The 20,732-nt window shown below is 69.9% G+C and carries 20 protein-coding genes and 2 tRNA genes; 13 read left to right on the top strand and 9 right to left on the bottom strand.

The window, feature by feature from the left end:
- Positions 1 to 254 precede the first annotated feature (254 nt).
- The gene (gene dksA, locus F0415_RS02275) at positions 255 to 1,172 is read right to left on the bottom strand and encodes an RNA polymerase-binding protein DksA (RefSeq protein ID WP_149859589.1); all 918 of its coding nucleotides are present in this window, start codon (positions 1,170 to 1,172) and stop codon (positions 255 to 257) included.
- 110 nt (positions 1,173 to 1,282) lie between these two features.
- Between dksA and yidD the strand changes: the two genes are divergently transcribed.
- From yidD to F0415_RS02290, 3 genes are read left to right on the top strand one after another with little or no spacing between them, the layout of a single operon-like run.
- The gene (gene yidD / locus F0415_RS02280; RefSeq protein WP_149859590.1) at positions 1,283 to 1,519 is read left to right on the top strand and encodes a membrane protein insertion efficiency factor YidD; all 237 of its coding nucleotides are present in this window, start codon (positions 1,283 to 1,285) and stop codon (positions 1,517 to 1,519) included.
- On the top strand, positions 1,516 to 2,850 hold the full coding sequence (locus F0415_RS02285; protein ID WP_149859591.1) for a dihydroorotase: 1,335 nt from the start codon (positions 1,516 to 1,518) through the stop codon (positions 2,848 to 2,850). The genes yidD and F0415_RS02285 overlap by 4 nt, the downstream gene beginning before the upstream one ends.
- Entirely contained in the window at positions 2,847 to 3,707 is an 861-nt protein-coding gene (locus F0415_RS02290) for a M23 family metallopeptidase (RefSeq protein WP_149859592.1), read from the top strand. The genes F0415_RS02285 and F0415_RS02290 overlap by 4 nt, the downstream gene beginning before the upstream one ends.
- 13 nt (positions 3,708 to 3,720) lie before the next feature.
- Here the strand turns inward: F0415_RS02290 and folE2 are convergent, their stop codons facing one another.
- The 6 genes from folE2 to efp all read right to left on the bottom strand — a co-directional run bounded on the left by folE2 (position 3,721) and on the right by efp (position 8,853).
- Entirely contained in the window at positions 3,721 to 4,659 is a 939-nt protein-coding gene (folE2, locus tag F0415_RS02295) for a GTP cyclohydrolase FolE2 (RefSeq protein WP_149859951.1), read from the bottom strand.
- A gap of 137 nt (positions 4,660 to 4,796) precedes the next feature.
- A complete protein-coding gene (locus F0415_RS02300) occupies positions 4,797 to 5,567 on the bottom strand; it encodes an isoprenoid biosynthesis enzyme family protein (protein WP_149859593.1) in 771 nt (256 codons plus the stop codon).
- On the bottom strand, positions 5,564 to 6,232 hold the full coding sequence (gene gph, locus F0415_RS02305; RefSeq protein ID WP_149859594.1) for a phosphoglycolate phosphatase: 669 nt from the start codon (positions 6,230 to 6,232) through the stop codon (positions 5,564 to 5,566). The genes F0415_RS02300 and gph overlap by 4 nt, the downstream gene beginning before the upstream one ends.
- Positions 6,229 to 6,939 carry a bifunctional 2-polyprenyl-6-hydroxyphenol methylase/3-demethylubiquinol 3-O-methyltransferase UbiG gene (ubiG, locus tag F0415_RS02310; RefSeq protein WP_149859595.1) on the bottom strand — a complete coding sequence of 237 codons (711 nt, stop codon included), beginning with the start codon at positions 6,937 to 6,939 and terminating at the stop codon, positions 6,229 to 6,231. Before ubiG ends, gph begins: the two co-directional genes overlap by 4 nt.
- A complete protein-coding gene (locus F0415_RS02315; protein WP_149859596.1) occupies positions 6,936 to 8,282 on the bottom strand; it encodes a TRZ/ATZ family hydrolase in 1,347 nt (448 codons plus the stop codon). Before F0415_RS02315 ends, ubiG begins: the two co-directional genes overlap by 4 nt.
- 4 nt (positions 8,283 to 8,286) lie before the next feature.
- The gene (gene efp, locus F0415_RS02320; protein ID WP_149859597.1) at positions 8,287 to 8,853 is read right to left on the bottom strand and encodes an elongation factor P; all 567 of its coding nucleotides are present in this window, start codon (positions 8,851 to 8,853) and stop codon (positions 8,287 to 8,289) included.
- Between the two features lie 94 nt (positions 8,854 to 8,947).
- Between efp and epmB the strand changes: the two genes are divergently transcribed.
- A complete protein-coding gene (epmB, locus tag F0415_RS02325) occupies positions 8,948 to 9,973 on the top strand; it encodes an EF-P beta-lysylation protein EpmB (RefSeq protein WP_149859598.1) in 1,026 nt (341 codons plus the stop codon).
- 82 nt (positions 9,974 to 10,055) lie between these two features.
- A complete protein-coding gene (locus F0415_RS02330; RefSeq protein WP_149859599.1) occupies positions 10,056 to 12,131 on the top strand; it encodes a GGDEF/EAL domain-containing response regulator in 2,076 nt (691 codons plus the stop codon).
- 37 nt (positions 12,132 to 12,168) lie between these two features.
- Here F0415_RS02330 and htpX read toward each other — a convergent pair whose 3' ends face one another.
- Complete coding sequence (htpX, locus tag F0415_RS02335) at positions 12,169 to 13,050, bottom strand: protease HtpX (protein WP_149859600.1); 882 nt, start codon at positions 13,048 to 13,050, stop codon at positions 12,169 to 12,171.
- Positions 13,051 to 13,117: 67 nt separating this feature from the next.
- Here htpX and gluQRS point away from each other — a divergent pair, with 67 nt between their 5' ends.
- Entirely contained in the window at positions 13,118 to 14,065 is a 948-nt protein-coding gene (gene gluQRS, locus F0415_RS02340; RefSeq protein ID WP_149859601.1) for a tRNA glutamyl-Q(34) synthetase GluQRS, read from the top strand.
- Positions 14,066 to 14,131: 66 nt separating this feature from the next.
- Positions 14,132 to 14,503, top strand: a complete 372-nt coding sequence (gene phaR, locus F0415_RS02345) for a polyhydroxyalkanoate synthesis repressor PhaR (RefSeq protein WP_149859602.1) — start codon at positions 14,132 to 14,134, stop codon at positions 14,501 to 14,503.
- Positions 14,504 to 14,802: 299 nt separating this feature from the next.
- Here phaR and F0415_RS02350 read toward each other — a convergent pair whose 3' ends face one another.
- Positions 14,803 to 16,740 carry a formylglycine-generating enzyme family protein gene (locus F0415_RS02350; protein WP_188310261.1) on the bottom strand — a complete coding sequence of 646 codons (1,938 nt, stop codon included), beginning with the start codon at positions 16,738 to 16,740 and terminating at the stop codon, positions 14,803 to 14,805.
- 90 nt (positions 16,741 to 16,830) lie between these two features.
- Between F0415_RS02350 and rnd the strand changes: the two genes are divergently transcribed.
- From rnd to F0415_RS02380, 6 genes are all read left to right on the top strand, one after another.
- The gene (gene rnd, locus F0415_RS02355) at positions 16,831 to 17,922 is read left to right on the top strand and encodes a ribonuclease D (protein WP_149859604.1); all 1,092 of its coding nucleotides are present in this window, start codon (positions 16,831 to 16,833) and stop codon (positions 17,920 to 17,922) included.
- A gap of 41 nt (positions 17,923 to 17,963) precedes the next feature.
- Positions 17,964 to 18,039 (top strand) — tRNA-Ala (locus F0415_RS02360).
- A gap of 72 nt (positions 18,040 to 18,111) precedes the next feature.
- Positions 18,112 to 18,675, top strand: a complete 564-nt coding sequence (locus F0415_RS02365) for a hypothetical protein (protein WP_149859605.1) — start codon at positions 18,112 to 18,114, stop codon at positions 18,673 to 18,675.
- A 63-nt stretch (positions 18,676 to 18,738) separates the two neighbouring features.
- Positions 18,739 to 18,815 (top strand) — tRNA-Arg (locus F0415_RS02370).
- A gap of 68 nt (positions 18,816 to 18,883) precedes the next feature.
- Positions 18,884 to 20,416, top strand: coding sequence for an L-piperidine-6-carboxylate dehydrogenase (amaB, locus tag F0415_RS02375; RefSeq protein ID WP_149859606.1), 1,533 nt, complete (start codon positions 18,884 to 18,886; stop codon positions 20,414 to 20,416).
- Between the two features lie 10 nt (positions 20,417 to 20,426).
- Entirely contained in the window at positions 20,427 to 20,726 is a 300-nt protein-coding gene (locus tag F0415_RS02380) for a DUF4190 domain-containing protein (RefSeq protein WP_149859607.1), read from the top strand.
- The last annotated feature ends 6 nt before the right edge of the window (positions 20,727 to 20,732 follow it).

Consider the following 20,732-nt stretch of genomic DNA (forward strand, 5'->3'; position numbering starts at 1 on the left):
CTTCCAGCCACCCAGCTGGGACATACAATCCACTTCGGCCACGGCCGGCCCCGTTTTGTTGCCTCGAGAACAACAATTCTGCCGGGTCGGCCGTGCGCCTCTCTCCCCTCAGTTGGGAGAAGAACCAAAAAAGATCCCCCAAAGTCAGGATCGACTTTGGGGGATTTGTCGGCACCGCAATACGGCCAGCGTTTCAACACGTTAACTTAACGGCTGGGGTATCCCGGGGCCTTGCGGTGAGCGGTCCGGGCAGGTTACTCGCCCATCTGCCGCTGGCGGTGTTCCCAGCGCTCCTGGGCATCGATGGTGCGTTCCGCGGTCAGGCGGGCTTCCAGGCGCTCCAGGCCGATTTCCTCGCCGGTGTCCACGCAGTAACCGTAGGTACCGTCCTCGATGCGCTTGAGCGTGCTGTCAATCTTGTTGATCAGCTTGCGGTAGCGATCGCGGGTACGCAGCTCCAGGCTGTTCTCCGACTCGCGGCTGGCGCGCTCGGCCTCGTCACCGACGTCGCGCACTTCCTCCTTGAGGTTCTCGATCGTCTGCTTGGACTCTTCCACCAGCTCCTCCTTCCACTGCAGGAGACGGCGGCGGAAATACTCCAGCTGCATCGGGTTCATGTACTCCTCGTCCGGGCTGGGCCGATAACCCGGCGGCAACTCGACCGGAGCCCGCAGCGGCACCGTCTTGATGCGTTCCAGGCGCGGCTCGGCCGGCTTGACGTAACCGGCCCGCACGCCGTCGCCACGGCGCGCTGCCGGCTTGGCGGCGGGCGCCGGCTTCGGCGCGGGCACCGCCTGGGCCGGTGTCGGCCTGGCCGCCGGCGCGGTCTGGACAGGGGCCGGCCGGGCGGCCTTGGCGGCCTTCTTCGCCGCGGGCGTGGCGGCCTTCGCGAGCTTCTTTGCCGCCGACGTGGCGGCCTTGGCGGGCTTGGCGGCCTTCTTCACCGCTGGCTTGGCGGGCCTGGCGACCTTCTTCGCCGCCGGCTTGGCCGCCCTGGCGGGCTTGGCAGCCTTCTTGGGCGCCGGCCTGGCAACCTTCTTCGGCGCTGGCTTTGCGAGTTTCGCCGGCCTGGTCTTGGACACCGGCTTCTTCGCCACCGGCCTGGTGGCCTTGGCGGTCTTTCTGGCGGCCGCCGGCTTGGCGGCCTTCTTTGCGGTTTTCTTGGCGGCCACTACGGCTTTTCCTCTCTATTCCTTGAGGCAGGAAGGCGGCGTGTTATAGCCTAGTCCCCCCCGAGCGGCAACCTTATGCCGGTGGCCTTGCCGGCGCAATCGGCACTTTCGTGAAAGCCCTCGTCCTCACCCTGCTGCGCGCATACAAGCGCTTCATCAGCCCTTTGCTGGGCCAGCGCTGCCGCTTCCATCCCAGCTGCTCCGAGTACACCATGCAGGCCGTGGACCGTTTCGGCGTCTTGCGCGGTGGCTGGTTGGGCCTGCGCCGCGTCGGCCGCTGCCATCCCCTCAATGAAGGCGGCCTGGATCCGGTTCCCGAGGTCTGGCCCCCGGAAAGGAAACCATGAACTCTTTCCTGATCAAGAACGCCACCCTGGTCAACGAAGGCCGGATGTTCGAGGCCGACCTGCGGGTCCGTGGCGACCGCATCGACGAGATCGGCCCCGGCCTGACCGCCCTGCCCGGCGAACCGGTCCATGACGCCGGCGGCCACTGGCTGCTGCCCGGCGTGATCGACGCGCAGGTGCATTTCCGCGAGCCTGGCATGGAGCACAAGGGCAACCTGGATACCGAACCGGCGGCGGCGGTGGCCGGCGGTGTCACCAGCTTCCTGGAAATGCCCAACACCCGCCCTCCGACGCTCGACAACGAGGCGCTGGAGGACAAGTACCGGCGTGCCGCCGGCCGGGCCAGGGCCAATTTCGGCTTCTACTTCGGCGCCAGCAACGACAACCTCGAAAACGTCAAGCGCATCGACCCGAAAAGCACGCCCGGCCTGAAGATCTTCATGGGCGCATCCACTGGCAACATGCTGGTGGACGATCCAGCCATCCTGGACGCGATGTTCCGCGAATGCCCGGTTCCGATCATCACGCACTGCGAGGACACGCCGATGATCGACGCCGAGATGGCCAAGGCCCGGCAGAAGTACGGCGACGACGTCCCGGTGGACCTGCACGCCGAGATCCGCTCGCGCGAGGCCTGCATCAAGTCCACCAAGCTCGCCCTGGAACTGGCGCGCCGGCACGGTAGCCGCCTGCACGTACTGCACATCAGCACCGCCGAGGAACTGCAGCTGTTCGAACCCGGCCCGGTCGAGGACAAGCTGATCACGGCCGAGACTTGCGTGCATTTCCTGCATTTCGCCAGGCCCGACTACGCCCGCCTCGGCAACTTCATCAAGTGCAATCCCTCGATCAAGGAGGTCTCGGACCGCGCGGCGATCATCAAGGCCCTGGCCGAGGACCGGGTGGACGTGCTGGCCACCGACCACGCGCCGCACACCCTGGAAGAGAAGCAGCAGCCCTATCTGGGCGCGCCTTCCGGTCTGCCACTGGTCCAGGACTTCCTGGTGGCGGCGCTGGAGAAGGTGCACGAGGGCCATTTCGACCTGCCGCACCTGGTGAAGAAGATCTGCCACGCCCCGGCGCTGCGATTCTCGATCGCCGAGCGCGGCTTTCTGCGCGAAGGCTGGTACGCCGACCTGACCCTGGTGCAGCCGGATGCGCCCTGGACGCGCGAACGCGACCAGGTGCTGTCGCGCTGCGGCTGGTCGCCGTTCGAGGGCCGGCAGTTCCGCTCGCGGGTGGCGGCCACCTGGGTGAACGGCCGGCTGGCCTGGGACGGCCGGCAGCTGGTCGGCGCGCCGAACGGACAGCGCCTCGCCTTCGCCCGATGAAGGCCACGGCGGAACGCCGCCTGCCGATGCTGGCTGGCGTATTGGCCCTGCTGGCGGCCCTGCTGGCGACGCCGGCGCCGGCATCGGACCGGCGCACCGACCTGCCCCGGCAGGTGCGCCAGGGCGACCTGGTGATCGGCACTACGGCGCCGGGGGCGCGCGTGCACTACGCCGGCCGCGAGCTGCGCGTGGACGGCCACGGCCGTTTCGTGTTCGGGGTCGGCCGCGACGAAAGCGGCCCGCTGCGCCTGGACATCACCTGGCCGGACGGTGCCGTCGAGACAGTGAGCCTGCGGGTGCTGGCGCGCGAATGGAAGATCGAGCGCGTGGACGGCGTGCCCCAGCAGACCGTGACGCCGGATCCGGAGATCGCCGCCCGCATCGCCCGCGAGCAGGCCGACGTGGCCGCTGCGCGCGAACGCGACGACCCACGCAGCGACTTCGCCACCGGCTTCCGCTGGCCGGTGACCGGCCGTGTCAGCGGCGTCTACGGCAGCCAGCGCATCTACAACGGCACGCCGCGCTCGCCGCACTCCGGACTGGACGTGGCCGCGCCGGCCGGCACCCCGGTCCGGGCGCCGGCGCCGGGCATCGTCACCTTCGCCAGGCCCGATCTCTACCTGACCGGCGGCACCGTGCTGATAGACCACGGCCATGGCGTCAGCTCGAACTTCCTGCACCTCAGCCGCCTCGACGTGAAGGTCGGCGACCGGGTCGAGGCCGGCCAGGTGATCGGCGCGGTTGGTGCCACCGGCCGGGCCACCGGCCCGCACATGCACTGGGGCGTGAACTGGTTCGACGTGCGGGTGGACCCGCAGACCCTGGTGGACCCGGGCGAGAACCGGCCGGCGAGGTGAAGGCCCGCCGCGCTCAGCGCGGCAACAGTCCCTCCGGCACCGCGCTGTAGCCGCCGGGCAGACCCTTGCTGGTGACGGCAACGGCGTCGTGCGGATGCAGGCTCTCCTGGTGGACCACCCGGGCCCAGAAATCGCTGATCCGCTCGTCCTGCGCCAGGGCGGCCTGGATGCGCCGGGCAGCGTCCTCGCAAAACATCAGGTTCTGGCCATTGAGCAGGGCGAAGGCCTGCTCGTCGGCCCGCTTCACCGCAGTCTGCACTGGCGTACGCAAGGCCTGCTCGACCCGGTCGATCAGGGCCACGATCGGGAAATCCCGGAAGGACGGCACCAGCCGTACCTTCACTTCGGCCAGGCTGCGCTGGCTGTGCGGCGTGGCGCGGATACCGCGTTCACTGCCCAGCCAGGCCAACACGGCTTCGCGATCCAGGGGCGCGCCATCGGCAAAATCGGCCTGGAACTGCTCCTGGATCAGCTGCCGGGCCAAGGCCGCCGAACAGGGACAGGTACTGGAATAGGTGACTTCCACGGCCAGCTCCAGGGCGAAATGGCCTCGCTCCATGACGCCGGTCAGGCGCACGGGGTAGGCGCGCCAGCCACTGTTCTCGCTGGCCAGGGCTGGCCGGCGCACCAGGTGCTCGAAACGGATCGACACCATGGCACGGTCGCTGAGCTCGGCATGGGAATCCAGGAAGTCGCGCAGCAGCCTGCGCAGCGAACAGGGTGTCAGCGGCTCGGCCGACAGCGCCCTGTCCACATGCAGGTACAGCCGCGACATGTGGATGCCGCGGACCTCGGGCCGGGTCAGGTTGACGAAGGCATTGACCCGGGCGCCGCTGCCCACCGGACGGCCATCGTCTCCATTCAGGACGACGGGCATCTCGATCTCGCCCATGCCCACCCAATCCAGCAGCCCGGCCTGAGCCGGACGCGCGTCGGCGGCAACGTCGGGCATCACCCGGGCGGCATTGTCTTGATTGGTCGGGGCCACGGCGACTCTCCTGTGAAAGAACGGTCTCAGGCTAGGTGTTGGCGGGTGCAGGCTACGTCAAGTCGCGGCGTCGGGCACGGAACGGGACGCAACGGTCCGTCTCAGCGTGCCCGTGCCAGGCGCCAGGCCCGAAGTACGGTGGGCAGGGCTGCCGGAGCATCGAAACGCGGCCCACGCGCCAGGCGTCCCAGCCTGGCCCGATCGAAGCCGGTGCGCAGGCGCCGGAACAGGGCCTGGCCGGGCTTCGGGGACGGCAGTACCGCCTGCAGCTCCCGGCCCCAATCGCGCAACAGGGCGCCACCACGCCCTGCCGCCACCGCACTGGCGTCCAGGCCATGCCGCGCGAGCAGATGCAGCGGCAACCGCGCCTGGTCCTCGGCCCCGAGCCCTTCGGGCAAGCGATGCAGCAGCAAGTGCACTGCAACGGCCCCGGCGTCGCCGACCTCGGCACCGAACAGGGCGGCCTCGGCGTTCGCCAGGGCTTCGGCCAGGGGCCTGAGCTGGGCCAGGGCTGCTGCGGTGTCGCCGGGCCGGCCGGCTTCCGCGGTGGCGGTGGCAAGCACGGCCGAGGCCAGGGCCGGCCATGGCACCGCCGCCTCCTGCAGTGCCGCCGCCAGCGGGTGCCTGCCCTGCCCGTCGGCCAAGGCCAGCAGCTCCTCGGCCCACCAGCGACTCTTGGCGGCGGTCACCGCGGGATCGCTGAGCTCGAAAACGGCCTCACGCAACTCGTGCACCAGGGCTCCCCAGGCACGGAAGCGCAGGCGCTCGGCCGATGGACAGAACGGTTCGGCCAGTGCCATCTCCGGTTCGCGCCGCTGCCATTTGGCCACGAAATGGTCCAAGGCACCGTGGTCGGGCGTGCGCGCGCTCATGCCGGCAGGTGTCCGATCAGCTCGCGGGCGGTTTCGCAATCGAGGTCGGCGCCCCAGGCGCGCGGATCCTCGCCGTCCTCGCGGTATCCCCACAAGGCCGTCGCCACCGGCATGCCGGCCGCCCGCGCCGCCTGCACATCGCGCAGGTCGTCGCCGACATACAGGGCCTGGTCCGGAGCGATGGCCAGACGTTCGCAAGCGAATAACAGGGTGGCCGGATCCGGCTTGCGGCTCGGCAAGGTATCGCCGGCCACTAGCACGGCGCAGCGCCTGCCCCAGCCGAAGCCCTCGACCACGCCCTCGGCCAGCCAGCCGGGCTTGTTGGTGACGATGCCCCAGCGCAGCCCCCGTCCCTCGATCGCGGCCAGCAGGTCGGTGATGCCGTCGAACAGGGTGCTGCGTTCGGCAAGGGCCTTGGAGTATTCCTGCAGGAATTCCGGCAGCAGGGCTTCGCGCTCGGCCTCGGTCAGGTCGGGCGCCGCCACCGCCAGCATGGCCCGGCCGCCCTTGGAGACCACCTGGCGCAGGCGCGATTCCGCCACTTCCGCGCGCCCCAGGCGGCGCATCACCCGGTTCATCGCGTCGCAGAGGTCGGGCGCGCTGTCCACCAGGGTGCCGTCGAGGTCGAACAGCACGGCCTGCAGCCGGCCATTGCCGCCAGTCATGCCGGCCTCACCGCGCAGGCCAGGTAGTTCACCGCGGTATGGCCGCCAACCGAGGCGCGCCGGCGCAGCGGGTCGTAGTGCAGGCCGCTGACGTCCTCCAGCTGCAGGCCGGCCGCCCGCAACCAGGCCGCCAGCTCCGAAGGACGGATGAACTGCTTGTAGTGGTGGGTGCCTCGCGGCAACAGCCGGGCCAGATATTCGGCGCCGACGATGGCCAGGGCGAAGGCCGCCGGCGTGCGGTTGAGCGTGGACAGGACCAGGCGGCCGCCGGGCTTTAGCAGGGCCGCGCAGGCGCGCAGCACCGAGCCAGGGTCGGGTACGTGCTCGAGCATCTCCATGCAGGCGATGGCGTCAAAGCTCGCGGGCTCCGCCGCCGCAAGATCTTCCGCTGAGGCCAGCCGGTAGTCCACTTCCAGACCCGATTCCAGCAGGTGCAGCTTCGCCACATCCACCAGGTCGGGCGACAGGTCGGCGCCGACCACGCGCGCGCCTTCGCGGGCCATCGCCTCACTGAGCAGTCCACCGCCGCAGCCCAGATCGAGCACGCGAGCACCGGCCAGATCCACATGCCGGCGCACATAAGCCAGGCGGGCCGGGTTGAGTTCGTGCAACGGCCGCTGCGGGCCCTGTGGGTCCCACCAGCGGGCGGCCAGGGCGCCGAACTTCTGCAGCTCGGCCGGACTGGCATTGGCCTGGACGCGCCTCACGCGCCCCCCGGAATCGCCGCGATGCGCTCGCGCCAGCGGCGCGCCTTGGCGCGCAGGGTTTCGACGTCGATGTCCAGCAGGCGGCCTTCGCGCAGGCGCAGGCGGCCGGCGGTCCAGACCTCGCTGACCTGGTGCCTGCCGGTGGCGTAAACCAGCTGCGACACCACGTGGTGCAGCGGCTGGGTTTCCAGCGGGCTCAGGTCCACCATGGTCAGGTCGGCCCACTTTCCGGGCTCGATCGATCCGATCTGCTCGCCCAGGCCCATGGCGCGGGCGCCGCCGAGGGTGGCGGCACGCAGGGCGCTGGCGGCGTCCATGGCCGAGGCGTCGCCGCTGACCCCCTTGGCCAGCAGGGCCGCAGTTCGCATTTCGCCGAACATGTCCAGATCGTTGTTGCTGGCGCAACCGTCGGTGCCGATCGCCAGGTTGACGCCGGCGGCCAGCAGCTTCGCGCTGGGGCAGAAGCCCGAGGCCAGCTTGAGATTGGATTCCGGACAATGCACCACCGAGACGCCGCGGTTGGCGCACAGGGCAATCTCCTGCTCGTTGAGATCGGTCATGTGCACGGCCATCAGCCGGTCGTTGACCAGACCCAGGCGCTCCAGCCGGGCCAGCTGGCGCATGCCGTGCTTCTGCAGCGCCTCGATGTTCTCGTGTGCGGTCTCATGGATATGGCAATGCACCACCAGGTCGAGCTGGTCGGCCAACATGCGGATGCGCTCGAAACCCGCGTCACTGACCGTGTAGGGCGCGTGCGGCACGAAACACAGGGAAACGGTCGCATCGCGCCGCCAGTTGTCGTGCACTTCCAGGGCCTTGTCGAAGTACTCGTCCTGGGTGCGGGCCCAGGCGGTCGGGAAATCGATCACCGGCAAGCCGACCAGTGCGCGGAAGCCCAGGCGCGAATAGGTGCTGGCCTGGGCGTCCGGGAAAAAGTAGTTCTCGGCGCAGGCGGTGATGCCGCCGCGCAGCATTTCCGCCACCGCCAGCTCGATACCGTCGGCGACGAAGTCCGGGCCTATCACCTGGCCCTCGATCGGCCAGATGTGTTCCTGCAGCCAGGTCATCAGCGGCAGGTCGTCGGCGACCCCGCGCAGCAGGGTCATGGGATTGTGGCAGTGGGCATTGACCAGGCCCGGAATCAGCACCCCGTCCGGGTGGACAACCCGCTCGACCGGCTGGAAACGTTCGCGGGCCTGCCCGCTCGGCATCAAGGCCAGGATGCGCCCCCCACGCACGGCCACGGCGTGGTCGGTCAGGACCAGGCCATGCGGTTCGACCGGGACGACCCAGCCGGCCTCGATCAGCAGGTCGCAGCTTTCCTGCGCGGGCGCCCCGGCCATGCCCTCACTTCACCCTCGAGACGTATTCGCCGGAGCGGGTGTCCACCTTGATCACCTCGTCCTGGTTTACGAACAGGGGAACCCGCACCACGGCACCGGTTTCCAGGGTGGCCGGCTTGCCGCCGCCACCGGAGGTGTCGCCGCGCAGGCCGGGGTCGGTCTCGACCACCTTGAGCTCGACGAAGTTGGGCGGGGTGACCGCGATCGGCGTGCCGTTCCACAGGGTGACCACGCAGGGCTCCTCGCCCTTGAGCCACTTGGCGGCATCGCCGACGCCGTTCTTGTCGGCCTGCACCTGCTCGAAGGTCTCCTGCTGCATGAAATGCCAGAACTCGCCGTCGGAATAGAGGAACTGCATGTCGGTATCCACCACGTCGGCCGCTTCGACCGAATCGGTGGATTTGAGGGTGATTTCCTGCACCCGACCGGACTTGATGTAGCGGTACTGCACGCGAGTGAAGGCCTGGCCCTTGCCCGGCTTGACGTACTCGGTGTCGGTGATCACGCACGGCTCGCCGTTAACGATGATCTTCATGCCCTTCTTGACGTCGTTCATGCCATAGCTGGCCATGCGTAGCTCCTGCGGTATCGTGGCCGCCGCGGCGGACGGCCAGGCTTTAGAATGTGGGGCCCAGACGGCCCGCCGGGCCGTTCCGGAGCCCGACATGATACCCGCCCCGCCCCTCGCTCCGCAGCTCACGACGTCCGAGGCCGGCGCCAGCGACTGGCGCCTGGCCTGGCGTCAGGCCGTACGTGAGCCGGCCGAACTGCTGCGCACTCTCGAACTGCCCGGTCTGGCCGCGCGGGTGTCGGCCGCCGCCGCCGGGCAGTTCCCGCTGCGGGTGCCGCGCGGTTTCGTGGCCCGGATGCGCAAGGGCGACCCGGACGACCCGCTGCTGCGCCAGGTGCTGCCCCTGGACGAGGAAGACCGGCCGGTGCCGGGTTTCGTGCACGATGCCGTTGGCGACCTGGCGGCCGGCGGCGCCACCGGCGTACTGCACAAGTACCGGGGTCGCGCCCTCCTGGTGGCCACCGGCAGTTGCGCCATCCACTGCCGCTACTGCTTCCGCCGGCATTTCCCCTACGCCGACCAGACCGCCGCCGCCGGCCGCTGGCGCGAGGCCCTGGACTACCTGGCCGCGCATCCGGAGGTGGACGAAGTGCTGCTTTCCGGCGGCGACCCGCTGTCCCTGGCCACCGGCAAACTGGCCGAGTTCACCCGCGGCCTGGCCGCCCTGCCCCATGTCCGACGCCTGCGCCTGCATACCCGCTTGCCGGTGGTGCTGCCCGAACGCGTCGACACGGAGCTGCTGGACTGGCTGGCCGGCCAGCCCCGGCAGGTGGTGGTGGTGATCCACGCCAACCACGCCAACGAACTGGATGCCGGCGTTGACCGCGCTCTGGCCGGACTGCGCGAGGCCGGAGCCACCCTGCTCAACCAGGCGGTGTTGCTGCGTGGGGTCAACGACAGCGTCGAAGCCCTGGCGGCCTTGTCCGAACGCCTGTTCCAGGCCGGAGTGCTGCCTTACTACCTGCACCAGCTGGACCGGGTGGCCGGCACCGCCCATTTCGAGGTGCCCGACGACGAGGCCCGGGCCCTGCATGCCGGCCTGGCGGCCCGTTTGCCCGGCTACCTCGTGCCGAGGCTGGTCCGGGAGGTCGCCGGCGCCCCGGCCAAAGTCCCGCTCTGAGGGACGCTGGCGCCGCCCCGACATTCTGGTATTGTCTCAATCCCCCCGCGCAAGCCCTTGATAGCAAAAGGAGTGCCCCTGGATGCCGCAGCAGGACGCCGTGATCCGTCTGCTCCTGGTCGAGGACCGTCTCGAAGACGCGGAGCAGCTCATCAGCCACCTGCGCAATGGCGGCATGGCCGTGCGCCCGCAGCGGCCGGAATCCGATGAGGAACTGGTGGAACTGCTCGCCAACCAGAGCATCGACCTGGTGCTGGCCTCGTTCGAGGCCAAGTACCTGCCCCTGGCCACCGTGGTGGAGCGGGTCACCGCCACCGGCAAGGACATACCGGTGCTGGCCTCGGTCACCACCCTGGACGACAAGACCGTGCTGGCCGCGCTGAAGGCCGGCACCCGCGACATCTGCCTGCGCAACCACGCCGAACACGTGCAGGCGGTGGTGCGCAGCGAGTTCAACGCCCTGCTGGCCCGGCGCAGCCTGCGCCAGCTGGAAGCTTCCCTGCGCGAGACCGAACGCCGCTGCGACGCCCTGATCGCCTCGTCGCGCGACCCGATCGCCTACGTGCACGAGGGCATGCACATCCGCGCCAACGACGCCTACCTGGAGATGTTCGGCTTCGAGGACTTCGAAGAGATCGAAGGGCTGACCGTGCTGGACCTGGTGGCGCCGCAACATGCCGACCAGTTCCGGCAGCTGCTCAAGCGGCTGAGCAAGGGCGAGGCGCCGCCGCGCCAGCTCGAGCTGCAGGCACAGCGCGCCGACGGCAGCACCTTCGACGCGGTGATGGAGTTCACGCCAGCCACCTACGAGGGCGAACCCTGCCTGCAGATCGTGTTCCGGCAACAGACCGTGGACCCGAACCTGGCCAAGGAACTGGACACGCTGCGCCAGCGTGATGCCCTGACCGGCCTGTTCAACCGCCAGCACTTCATGACCGAGCTCGAGGCCGCGGTCGCCCGCGCCGCCGAGGGCAAGGGCCAGCAGGCGCTACTGCTGATCGAACCCGACCATTACGAGAACCTGATCGGCGAAATCGGCCTGGCCGCCGCCGACGACCTGGTCAAGGGCTGTGCCGAGCGCCTGGCCTCGGCCCTGGACGAACAGACCCTGGCGGCGCGCATGGGCGACCACAGCTTCGCCGTGCTCTGCCTGCAACACGACCACAAGCACAGCCAGGCCCAGGCCGAACGCATCCGCGACGCCTTCAACAGCCATATCCTCGAGCTGGGCGAGCGTTCGGTGAACCTGAGCGTCAGCATCGGCGGCGTCCAGATCGGCGAGAAGATCGCCTCGGTCTCGCAGGTGATGGGCAAGGCCGGACAATGCCTGAACTCCAGCGCCGGCATGGGCGGCAACCGCATCGAGATCTTCGATCCGGCCGCGCGCGACCGCGCCGAGGAGGAGCGCATCCAGGCCTGGGTGCAGCGGATCCGCGAAGCCCTCGCCACCGACCAGTTCGTCCTGCACTACCAGCCGATCATCAGCCTGGCGGGTGGCGAGGAAGAGAACTACGACGTCTACCTGCGCATGAAAGGGCCTGGCGGCGAAGTGATTCCGCCGATGACCTACCTGAGCATCGCCGAGGAACACGGCCTGCTGGACGACATCGACCGCTGGGTGATCGCCCATGCCGTGCAGGTGATCGCCGAACGCGGCAAGGCCGGCAAGACCACCAACCTGTTCGTCAAGATCACCCCGGCTTCGCTGGTCGAAGGCGGGCTGGAGAAGCATATCGCCGAGCAGCTCAAGGCCCATGGCGTGGCCGGGCAACGCCTGGTGCTGCAGATCCCCGAGTCCAAGGTATTCACCCACCTCAAGGCGCTGCAGTCCTTCCAGAAGTCGGTCTCGGCCCTGGGCTGCCGGGTGGCGCTGGAACAGTTCGGCACCGGCCTGAACTCGTTCCAGATGCTCAGCCACATAGATGCCGCCATCCTGAAAATCGACCGCAGTTTCATCACCGAGCTGGGCAAGAACGCCGAGATCCAGAAACAGGTGCGCGGCATCGTCGAGAAGGCTCACGCGGCCGGCAAGCTGGCGTTGGCCGAGTTCGTCTCCGACGCGGCCACCATGAGCGTACTGTTCGGCATGGGCGTGGACTTCGTCGAAGGAAACTTCCTCGCCCCCGCCGGCCCGCAGATGAACTACGACTTCGGCTGATTTTCGTCCGCGCAAACCCGCGCCGGGAGCCTCTCCGTCAGACTTCCGCGGACTCGCGCAGGGCCTGGATGCGTTCGGCCAGGGGCGGGTGGCTCATGAACAGGCGGCGCAGGCCGCCGGCGACGCCACCGGAGATGCCGAAGGCACGCACCTCGTTGGGCAGGGTGCTCTGCCCGTAGTTCTGGGCCAGCCGCTGCAAGGCGGCGATCATCTTGTCGCGCCCGGCCAGACGGGCGCCGCCGGCATCGGCGCGGAACTCGCGCCAGCGGCTGAACCACATGGCGATCACCGAGGCGATCAGCCCGAACACCATCTCCAGCACGAACACGATCAGGTAATAGGCCAGGCCCGGGCCCTCGTTGCGACCGCCGCTTAGCCAGGCGTCCACGACCCGGCCGACCACCCGGGCCAGCAGGATCACGAAAGTGTTGAGCACGCCCTGGATCAGGGCCATGGTCACCATGTCGCCGTTGGCGACGTGGCTGACCTCGTGCGCCAGCACCGCCTCGGCCTCGTCCCGGTTCATCGCCCGCAGCAGGCCGGTGGACACCGCCACCAGGGAGTTGTTGCGGCTGGGGCCGGTGGCGAAGGCGTTGATCTCCGGAGCATCGTAGATGCCGACCTCGGGCATGGCGATACCGGCTGCCTCGGCCTGCCGGCGCACCGTCGCCAGCAGCCAGGCCTCGGCTTCGTTGCGCGGCTGGCCGATCACGTACATGCCCGTCATGCGCTTGGCCACCCACTTGGAGATGGCCAGGGAGAACAAGGCACCGCCGAAGCCGAACAGGGCGGCGAACAGCAGCAGGGTGCCGTTGTCGCCCAGGTTCACGCCGGCCGCACTCAGCACGCTCAACACGATGCTGACCAGCGCCAGCACGGCGAGGTTGGTGGCAAGGAACAGGGCGATACGCTTGAACATGGTCTGCTCCATTCGGGTCACTATGCAGGCGATTCCGCCGCCGGGGCCTTCACTGTAGGCTTCCGGCGTGAATTTCAAGTCGCCGGATACCCAGGTCCGCCCGGTCGGGCGTTTCGCGCCCTCGCCCACGGGGCCGCTGCATTTCGGCTCGCTGGTGGCGGCCCTGGGCAGCTGGCTGATGGCGCGTTGGCGCGGCGGTGCGTGGAAGGTCCGGATCGAAGACCTCGATCCGCCCAGGGAAGTTCCCGGTGCCGCCGAGCGGCAGTTGGCGACGCTGCGCGCCTTCGGCCTGGAACCCGACGGCGAGGTCTGGCGGCAAAGCCGGCGTCACGAGGCCTACTCCGAGGCGCTGGCCCGCCTGCTCGCGGCTGGTGATGCCTTCGAGTGCCACTGCAGCCGGGCCGATCTGGCGTCCGCGGGCGGCATTCACCGCCGGTGCCTGCGCGGGCCGGTGCCGGGGCGGCGGCCAGCCGTGCGCCTGCGGGTGACCGAAGGCAGGCTCGGCTTCAATGACGGCCTGCAAGGCCGGTTCGAGCAGGACCTGGCGCGGGAAGTCGGCGACGTCGTGTTGCGCCGTGCCGACGGCTACTGGGCCTACCAGTTGGCGGTCGTCGTGGACGATGCCGCCCAGGGAGTCACGGAGGTGGTGCGCGGCGCCGACCTGCTCGACTCCACCCCCCGGCAGATCCTGCTGCAGCGCAAGTTGGGCCTGCCGACACCCGCCTATCTGCACCTGCCGCTGGTGCTCGACGAGCGCGGGCGCAAGCTGGGCAAGTCGCTGGGAGCCCTGGCAGTGGATGCGGACGAGCCTTGGCCGGCGCTACGCGCCGCCTGGACCTTCCTCGGCCAGGATCCGGCCGCCCTGCCCCGTAGCGGCGACCCGGCGAAGGCCCTGGAGCGCGCCCTGCCATGGTTCCAGCCGGCGCGCCTGCCAAGCAGCAGTCGCCCCGTCAGCAGGATTGACGCGGCGAAAACGCGAAAGGGTCAGGAACCCGGACACGAACCGCTTGCATGACCCTCCAGCCTGGGCGATGCTCCGGTGCCCGTGCCGTCCGCCAACACGGGATCATCGGGGAGGAAAATGGCGCAGGTCCGCATCATCAAGAAGTATCCGAACCGTCGGCTCTACGACACCGGGATCTCCAGCTACATCACGCTGGAGGACGTGCGCCAGCTGATCGTCGAGGGCGAGGAGGTATCGGTGCGCGACGCCCGCACCGGCTCCGACCTGACCCGGGTGGTGCTGATGCAGATCATCGCCGAGCAGGAACCACAGGAGCAGCCAGTGTTCACCAACGAACTGCTGACCCTGGCGATACGTTTCCACGGTGGCAGCCAGCAGGCCCTGCTGTGCGATTGTCTCGAGCGCAGCCTGCGGAACTTCCTGGAACAGCATCGGCAAGCGTCCGGCCCGGGCGAGCCCGGGGCCGTCGCGCCGTTCCGTCGCCGCTGAGCGTCCAGGGCCGGACGCCTCCCGCCCGCACCGCTTTGCCGGACCCGGCGCACCGATTCGAGAAACCGGGTCCGGCGCGACTGTACCGGCACGGACCCAGGCGCCCCCGCTCCGCCGCCGGCGTGTCGCCCGAGCGCAAGCCGCTAGGGCAACGCTGATCAAGTCAGCGTTGCCCGCGCGCCATGGATGGCGCGCCCGCTGACCAAGCACGCAAGTGCTTGATCCGCGGGAGCAAGTCCGGACATGTGCCGGACTTGCGATCACTGAACACGTCCAGGATGGACGTGTTCAGTGTTGCCCTAGATCTCGCGCACCACCCGGAAGCCGACCCGCGGATTGGTACTGGCCGCCGGCGCCGCCTGCCGCGCCGCCGAGCGCGCCCGCTCCAGGGTGCTGGCCCAGGACGCGCCGCGCACCACCCGATCCTCGCAACCCGGGTTGACCCACGCGCTGCCGTCACCGGGCGCGCGCCGGTAACTGTCATGCCAGCAGTCCAGCACCCATTCCGACACATTGCCGATCAGGTCGTAGGTGCCGTAGGGCTCGGCCGGATAACTGCGCACCGGCGCCGGCCCCCAGTGGCCGTCCGAATAGCCGGTGATGGCGTTGGCCCAACGCCGGCCGATGCCCGACTGGTCGCCGTCGCCGGTCAGATTGCCGACCGTGCGCGCCGGCGCGCCCGTGCCCCAGGGCCAGGGGTCGGTGCTTCCGGCCCGCAAGGCATATTCGAACTCCGCCTCGGTGGGCAGCCGGTAGCGTTGCCCGGTCTGCGCCGACAGCCAGGCGGCGTAGGCCTCCGCATCCTCGAAGGAGACATGCACCACCGGCAGCTCCGGCGCAGCCGGCCGGCCAGTGTAGTCGTGCCGCCAGTCCACGCCCTCGCGTTCCGCCATCACGCCTCCGCGCTCGTCGTAGACCAGCGAACGGCCACGCCGGGTTGCCGTCGATCGGTAGCCGCTTGCCTCGACGAAGCGGCGGAACTCGGCCACTGTCACTTCGTTGCGGCCGATGGCGAAACCGCGCGCGAAGCGGATGGTGTGCGCTGGCGCCTCGGCGGGCTGGTGATGCGGCTCGTCCTGATTCGAGCCCATGCGGAACCGGCCATGCGGCAGCACCACCATCTCCGGCCCCTCGCCACCACTGGCCAGTGGTTCCCGGAACACCTCGCCCGGCCGGAAACGACCGTAGTGCCTGGCCAGGGCGATGCGTTGCGACAAGCCCTCCAGACCCTGGGCCTGGACGCTGGCCCGCCCGGCCTCGGCAAGGCGGCGTTCGGCCAGGTCCAGATCGAGCGCGTCCACCGCCGCGTGCCCCTGCGCCAACAGTTGTTCGGCGCGCTGCTGGCGCAGTTCGACGATGCGCGCGGACAGGTCCTGCAAGACGGCCGAATCCGGCAGGATGCGCGCCGCCTCCGCCAGGTAGCGCTCCGACGCCGGGTAGTCGCCCGCCTGGGCGGCCTCCAGGGCCAGGTTCAGGCGGTCTGACTGCAGCCGGTTCAGGCCGTCCAAAGCCGGCAGGTATTCCGGAAACGCCGTCAGGGCCTGGCGGTAGGCCGCCACCGCGCCCGCCCCCTCCGGCCGGAGGATACGCCCTGCCTTGGCCCGGGCTTCGGCCAGGCGGACTGCCGCCTGGGCCCGACGGGCGGCCTCCAGGGCTTCCCGAAAACCAACCAGGGCCGGATCCTGCGGCGTCGCCCGGGCAAGCACCCGCTCCACGCCTTCGGCTTCCCGCAAGCGGCCGGCCAGCAGGGCAGCGCGGCCGCGCGCCTGCAGCAGGGCGGCGACCCTCTCCAGCCCTTGCCGGGCCGCCGGATGCTCTGGTTCGACCGCCAGTACGGCCAGGTAGATTTCCAAGGCGCCCGGCGACCGCTCGGATAAAGCCGTGTCGGGAAGCATCACCGCCGGTTCCGGCTCTCCCGGAAGGCGACCGCCGGCCACCAGCATGCCCGCCTGTTCCAGGCTCTCCGCCTCGCGCAGGGCCGTGCGCAGGTCCCCGCGCGTCAGCGCCGGCAGCTGCGGCTGCCAGTCGGGCACGGGCGGCTGTTCGGCTTCCGGTTCGGGGACGACGTCCTGCTCGAGCCCGGCCGGGTCCACCGCCGGCAGGGGTTCGACCACCGCCGCCTCGCCGGCATCCCCGTTCGGGCTCGGCGCGTCGCCGCCTTCGCCGGAGCCGCCGCAGGCGGCCAGCGTCATGGCCAGCAGCAGCAAGGCCGGCAGGTTTCTCGGCAGTGCATTCATCGGCGGCGGCCGGGCCGACAGCCCGGACATGGACGGGGCGGCCCGAACTTAGGCTAAGGTGCCGCCTCCTGTAAACCGCGGTCTCACACCTTGAAGCACTGGATAGACACCCCCGAAGCGCTGTCGGCGCGGCTGCGCGGCTGGCGTGGCCAGGCCCGGGTCGGCCTGGACACCGAGTTCGTACGCGAGCGCAGCTACTACCCGCAGTTGGCCCTGGTCCAGCTGGCCATTCCGGGAGAAGTACTGCTGGCGGACCCTCTGGTTCCGGGCATGGCTGAAGCCCTGCGGCCGCTGCTGACCGATCCGGCGACCGTCAAGCTGATGCACAGCCCCAGCGAGGATCTGCAGGCCTTGCGGCGCGGCTGCGGCGTCCTGCCGGCGCCCCTGTTCGACACCCAGCTGGCAGCGGCGCTGTGCGGGCTGGGCGCCGGCCTGGGCTACCAGAAGCTGGTCGGGCAGGTCACCGGCCAGACCCTGGCCAAGGGCGAGACCCGTTCCGACTGGCTGCGCCGGCCGCTGAGCGAATCGCAGTTGCGCTATGCCGCCGAGGACGTGCTGCATCTGCATGCCCTGCACGACTGGCTGGCCCCCCGCCTCGCCGGCAGCGGCCGGGACGCCTGGCTGGCCGCGGACATGGAGCGGGCCTTGCGCGCCGCCGCCGACGATGCCGAAGATCCCTGGCCGCACCTGGGCCTGCGCAGCGCCGCCGGCCTGGACTCGGCCGGCCAGGCTCGGCTGTGCCTGCTGTTGCGCTGGCGCGATCGCGAGGCCAGACGCGCCGACCGTCCCAGGGGCTGGATTCTCGACAACGAACTGGCGGTGTCGCTGGCGCGGCGGCCGCCGCGCTCGCTAGCGGAATTCCATGCCACCCTCGACCGCCACCCGAGAGCGCCGCGGCGCGGTCGCACCGAGCTGTGGGCGCTGCTGGAGCGTGGACCGGATCCGGCCGAGTTCGCCGACATGCCCCTGCTCAGCGCAGAGCCGGTGGACAAGCAGGCCTTGAAAGCGCTGCAGTCGGCCGTGGCCGGCATCGCCGAACGCGAAGGCCTGCCGGAAGGCCTGCTGTGCGCGCGAAGGCATCTGGAAGCACTGCTGGACGGGCGCGGCTGGCCGGAGGCGCTGGACGGCTGGCGACGCGAACTGCTGGAACCGGTGCTGAAGCCGCTCTTGCCCGCGGGCTAGCCATGGCGGGCACCGCTGGTATAATCGCCGCCACCTTCCGTGGGGGGGTAGCTCAGCTGGGAGAGCGCGTCGTTCGCAATGACGAGGTCGTGGGTTCGATCCCCATCCTCTCCACCACATCCCGAGGGCCGGCTCCGTTCCGGCCCTTATTCTTTTCCGGATTCTTTTCCGGCGCGCCTGGAGTCCGACATGCGCATGCCTCCGCTGCCATCACTCCTCTTGCCGGTACTGCCTGCCATCGGCCTGGCGGGCCCGGGCGACGGCCTGCGCTCGCCGGTCCCGCTGGCGCCGCGTGAATCGGTGGCGGAGGCGCTGACCTGCGGTGGGCCGGATCCGCTATACGCCATGCGCGTGCTGGCCGCGGAACCGGAGCTCTCTGCCGGCGACGGCGTGCAGGTACAAGCGGACGGGCTGGAGGGCCCGAGCGAACGCATCCAGGTCCGCTTCGATCCGCCTGCCTGGCTGGAGGTCGGCGGACTGCGATTGCCGATCCACGAAGCAAGGCAGTCGTCCGAGCCCGCCTCGCCGGACTTCCGGGCCTTCGTCCACGCCGAGTTCCGGGGCGACCCGGCCACCGTGATCCGGGCCCTGGGCCTGGAGCCCGGCGACGGCCATCCGGGCGCCATCGCCGACTGGATCCGGGTCGCGGAACGCGAGGGCGAGGCCGGCGGCGGTCGCTGTCCGGACATGGTCGGCCTGACGGTGCTGGATGACGGCCGTTTCCTGCTCGGCTGCGGTTGGTGCCGGGACTGAGGTGCCAGCCCGGCGACTGGCCGGCCGCCGCCCCCCATGCGAGAATTCGCGCATTGCACCACCGGCCCCGTAGCTCAGCTGGATAGAGCATCCCCCTCCTAAGGGGAAGGTCACACGTTCGAATCGTGTCGGGGTCGCCACATTCCCGCGACCTGCCCGGGCCCCGGCCCGGCGTCGGTGTTCGCCCCGCAAGCTGCAAGGAGACCGCATGACCCACCCCGTCCTCACCGCGCTCGGCCTGGGCGCCCAGGAATCCGGCACCTACCTCGGCAATGGCGAGTGGTCCGGAACCACTGATGCCGGCGTGCTCGAGCCGGTCAACCCGGACAAGGGCGAGGTGCTGGGCAAGGTCTTCGCCGCTTCGAAGGCCGACTACGAGCTGATCGTCGAGCGTGCCCAGGCCGCCTTCCGCACCTGGCGCACCACCCCGGCGCCACGCCGCGGCGAGGCCGTCCGCCTCTGCGCCGAGGCCCTGCGCAAGCACAAGGACGCGCTGGGGTCGCTGGTCGCCCTGGAGATGGGCAAGTCCAAGCCCGAGGGCGACGGCGAAGTGCAGGAGATGATCGACATCGGCGAGTTCGCCGTCGGCCTGTCGCGCCAGCTCTACGGCCTGACCATGCACTCCGAGCGTCCGGGCCACCGCATGTACGAGCAGTGGCACCCGCTGGGCCTGGTCGGCATCATCTCGGCCTTCAATTTTCCGGTCGCGGTCTGGTCCTGGAACGCCTTCATCGCCGCGGTTTGCGGCGACGTCTGCATCTGGAAGCCTTCCCCCAAGACCCCGCTGTCGGCGATCGCGGCGATGAAGATCTGCAACGAGGCGCTGCGCGCCGGCGGCTTCCCCGACATCTTCTACCTGTTCAACGACGCCGGCACCGGCCTGGCCGAGCGCTTCGTGGACGACAAGCGCATTGCGCTGATCAGCTTCACCGGCTCGACCCGGGTCGGCCGCATCGTCGGCGAGCGCGTTGCCCGGCGCATGGGCCGCTCGCTGCTGGAGCTGGGCGGCAACAACGCCGTCATCGTCGACCCCAGCGCCGATCTGAAGCTGGCCATCCCGGCCATCGTCTTCGGCGCGGTCGGCACCGCCGGCCAGCGCTGCACCACCACCCGCCGCCTGTTCGTGCACGAGTCCATCTACGACACCGTGCTGGAGAAGCTGGTCGCCGCCTACAAGCAGGTCGAGCAGAAGATCGGCGACCCGACCGACCCGAAGAACCTGATGGGCCCGCTCAACAGCCGCGAGGCCGTGCAGGCCTACCTGGCGGCGATCGAACAGGCCCGGGCCGCCGGCGGCAAGGTCGAGACCGGTGGCGCCGCCCTGGACCGCCCGGGCTTCTACGTGCTGCCGACCATCGTCACCGGCCTGAACAACAGCGACCCGATAGTCCAGCACGAGACCTTCGCGCCGATCCTGTACGTGATGAAGTACTCGAGCCTGGAGCAGGCCATCGAGATGCAGAACGACGTGCCGCAGGGGCTTAGCTCGGCCATCTTCACCCAGAACCTGAAGGCCGCCGAGGCCTTCCTGTCGGCTGCCGGCAGCGACTGCGGCATCGCCAACGTCAACATCGGCACCTCCGGCGCCGAGATCGGTGGCGCCTTCGGCGGCGAGAAGGAAACCGGCGGTGGCCGCGAATCGGGCTCGGATGCGTGGAAGGCCTACATGCGACGCCAGACCAACACCATCAACTACTCTGACGCGCTGCCGCTGGCCCAGGGCATCAGGTTCGACCTCTGAGGACATCGCCATGAACATGCCCGTTCGCCCCACCAGCGGCCTGGCCGTCACCAGCCTGGTGGCGGGCATCCTGGGCTGGATCATGCTGCCGGTGCTGGCCAGCCTGGTGGCCGTGGTCACCGGCCACATGGCCCGCAGCGAGATCCGCCGCGCCAACGGCGCGATCGAGGGCGACGGCATGGCCCTGGCCGGCCTGATCCTGGGCTGGATCAACCTGGGCCTGGTGGTCGCGGTGATCCTGTTCTTCGTGCTGTTCCTGGGCGGACTGGCGGCGCTGGCCGCCTTCCTCGGCGTGGCCGGTTCCGCCTGAGGGCGA

The sequence above is a fragment of the Arenimonas fontis genome, from assembly GCF_008386465.1.
Lineage (GTDB): Bacteria > Pseudomonadota > Gammaproteobacteria > Xanthomonadales > Xanthomonadaceae > Arenimonas > Arenimonas fontis.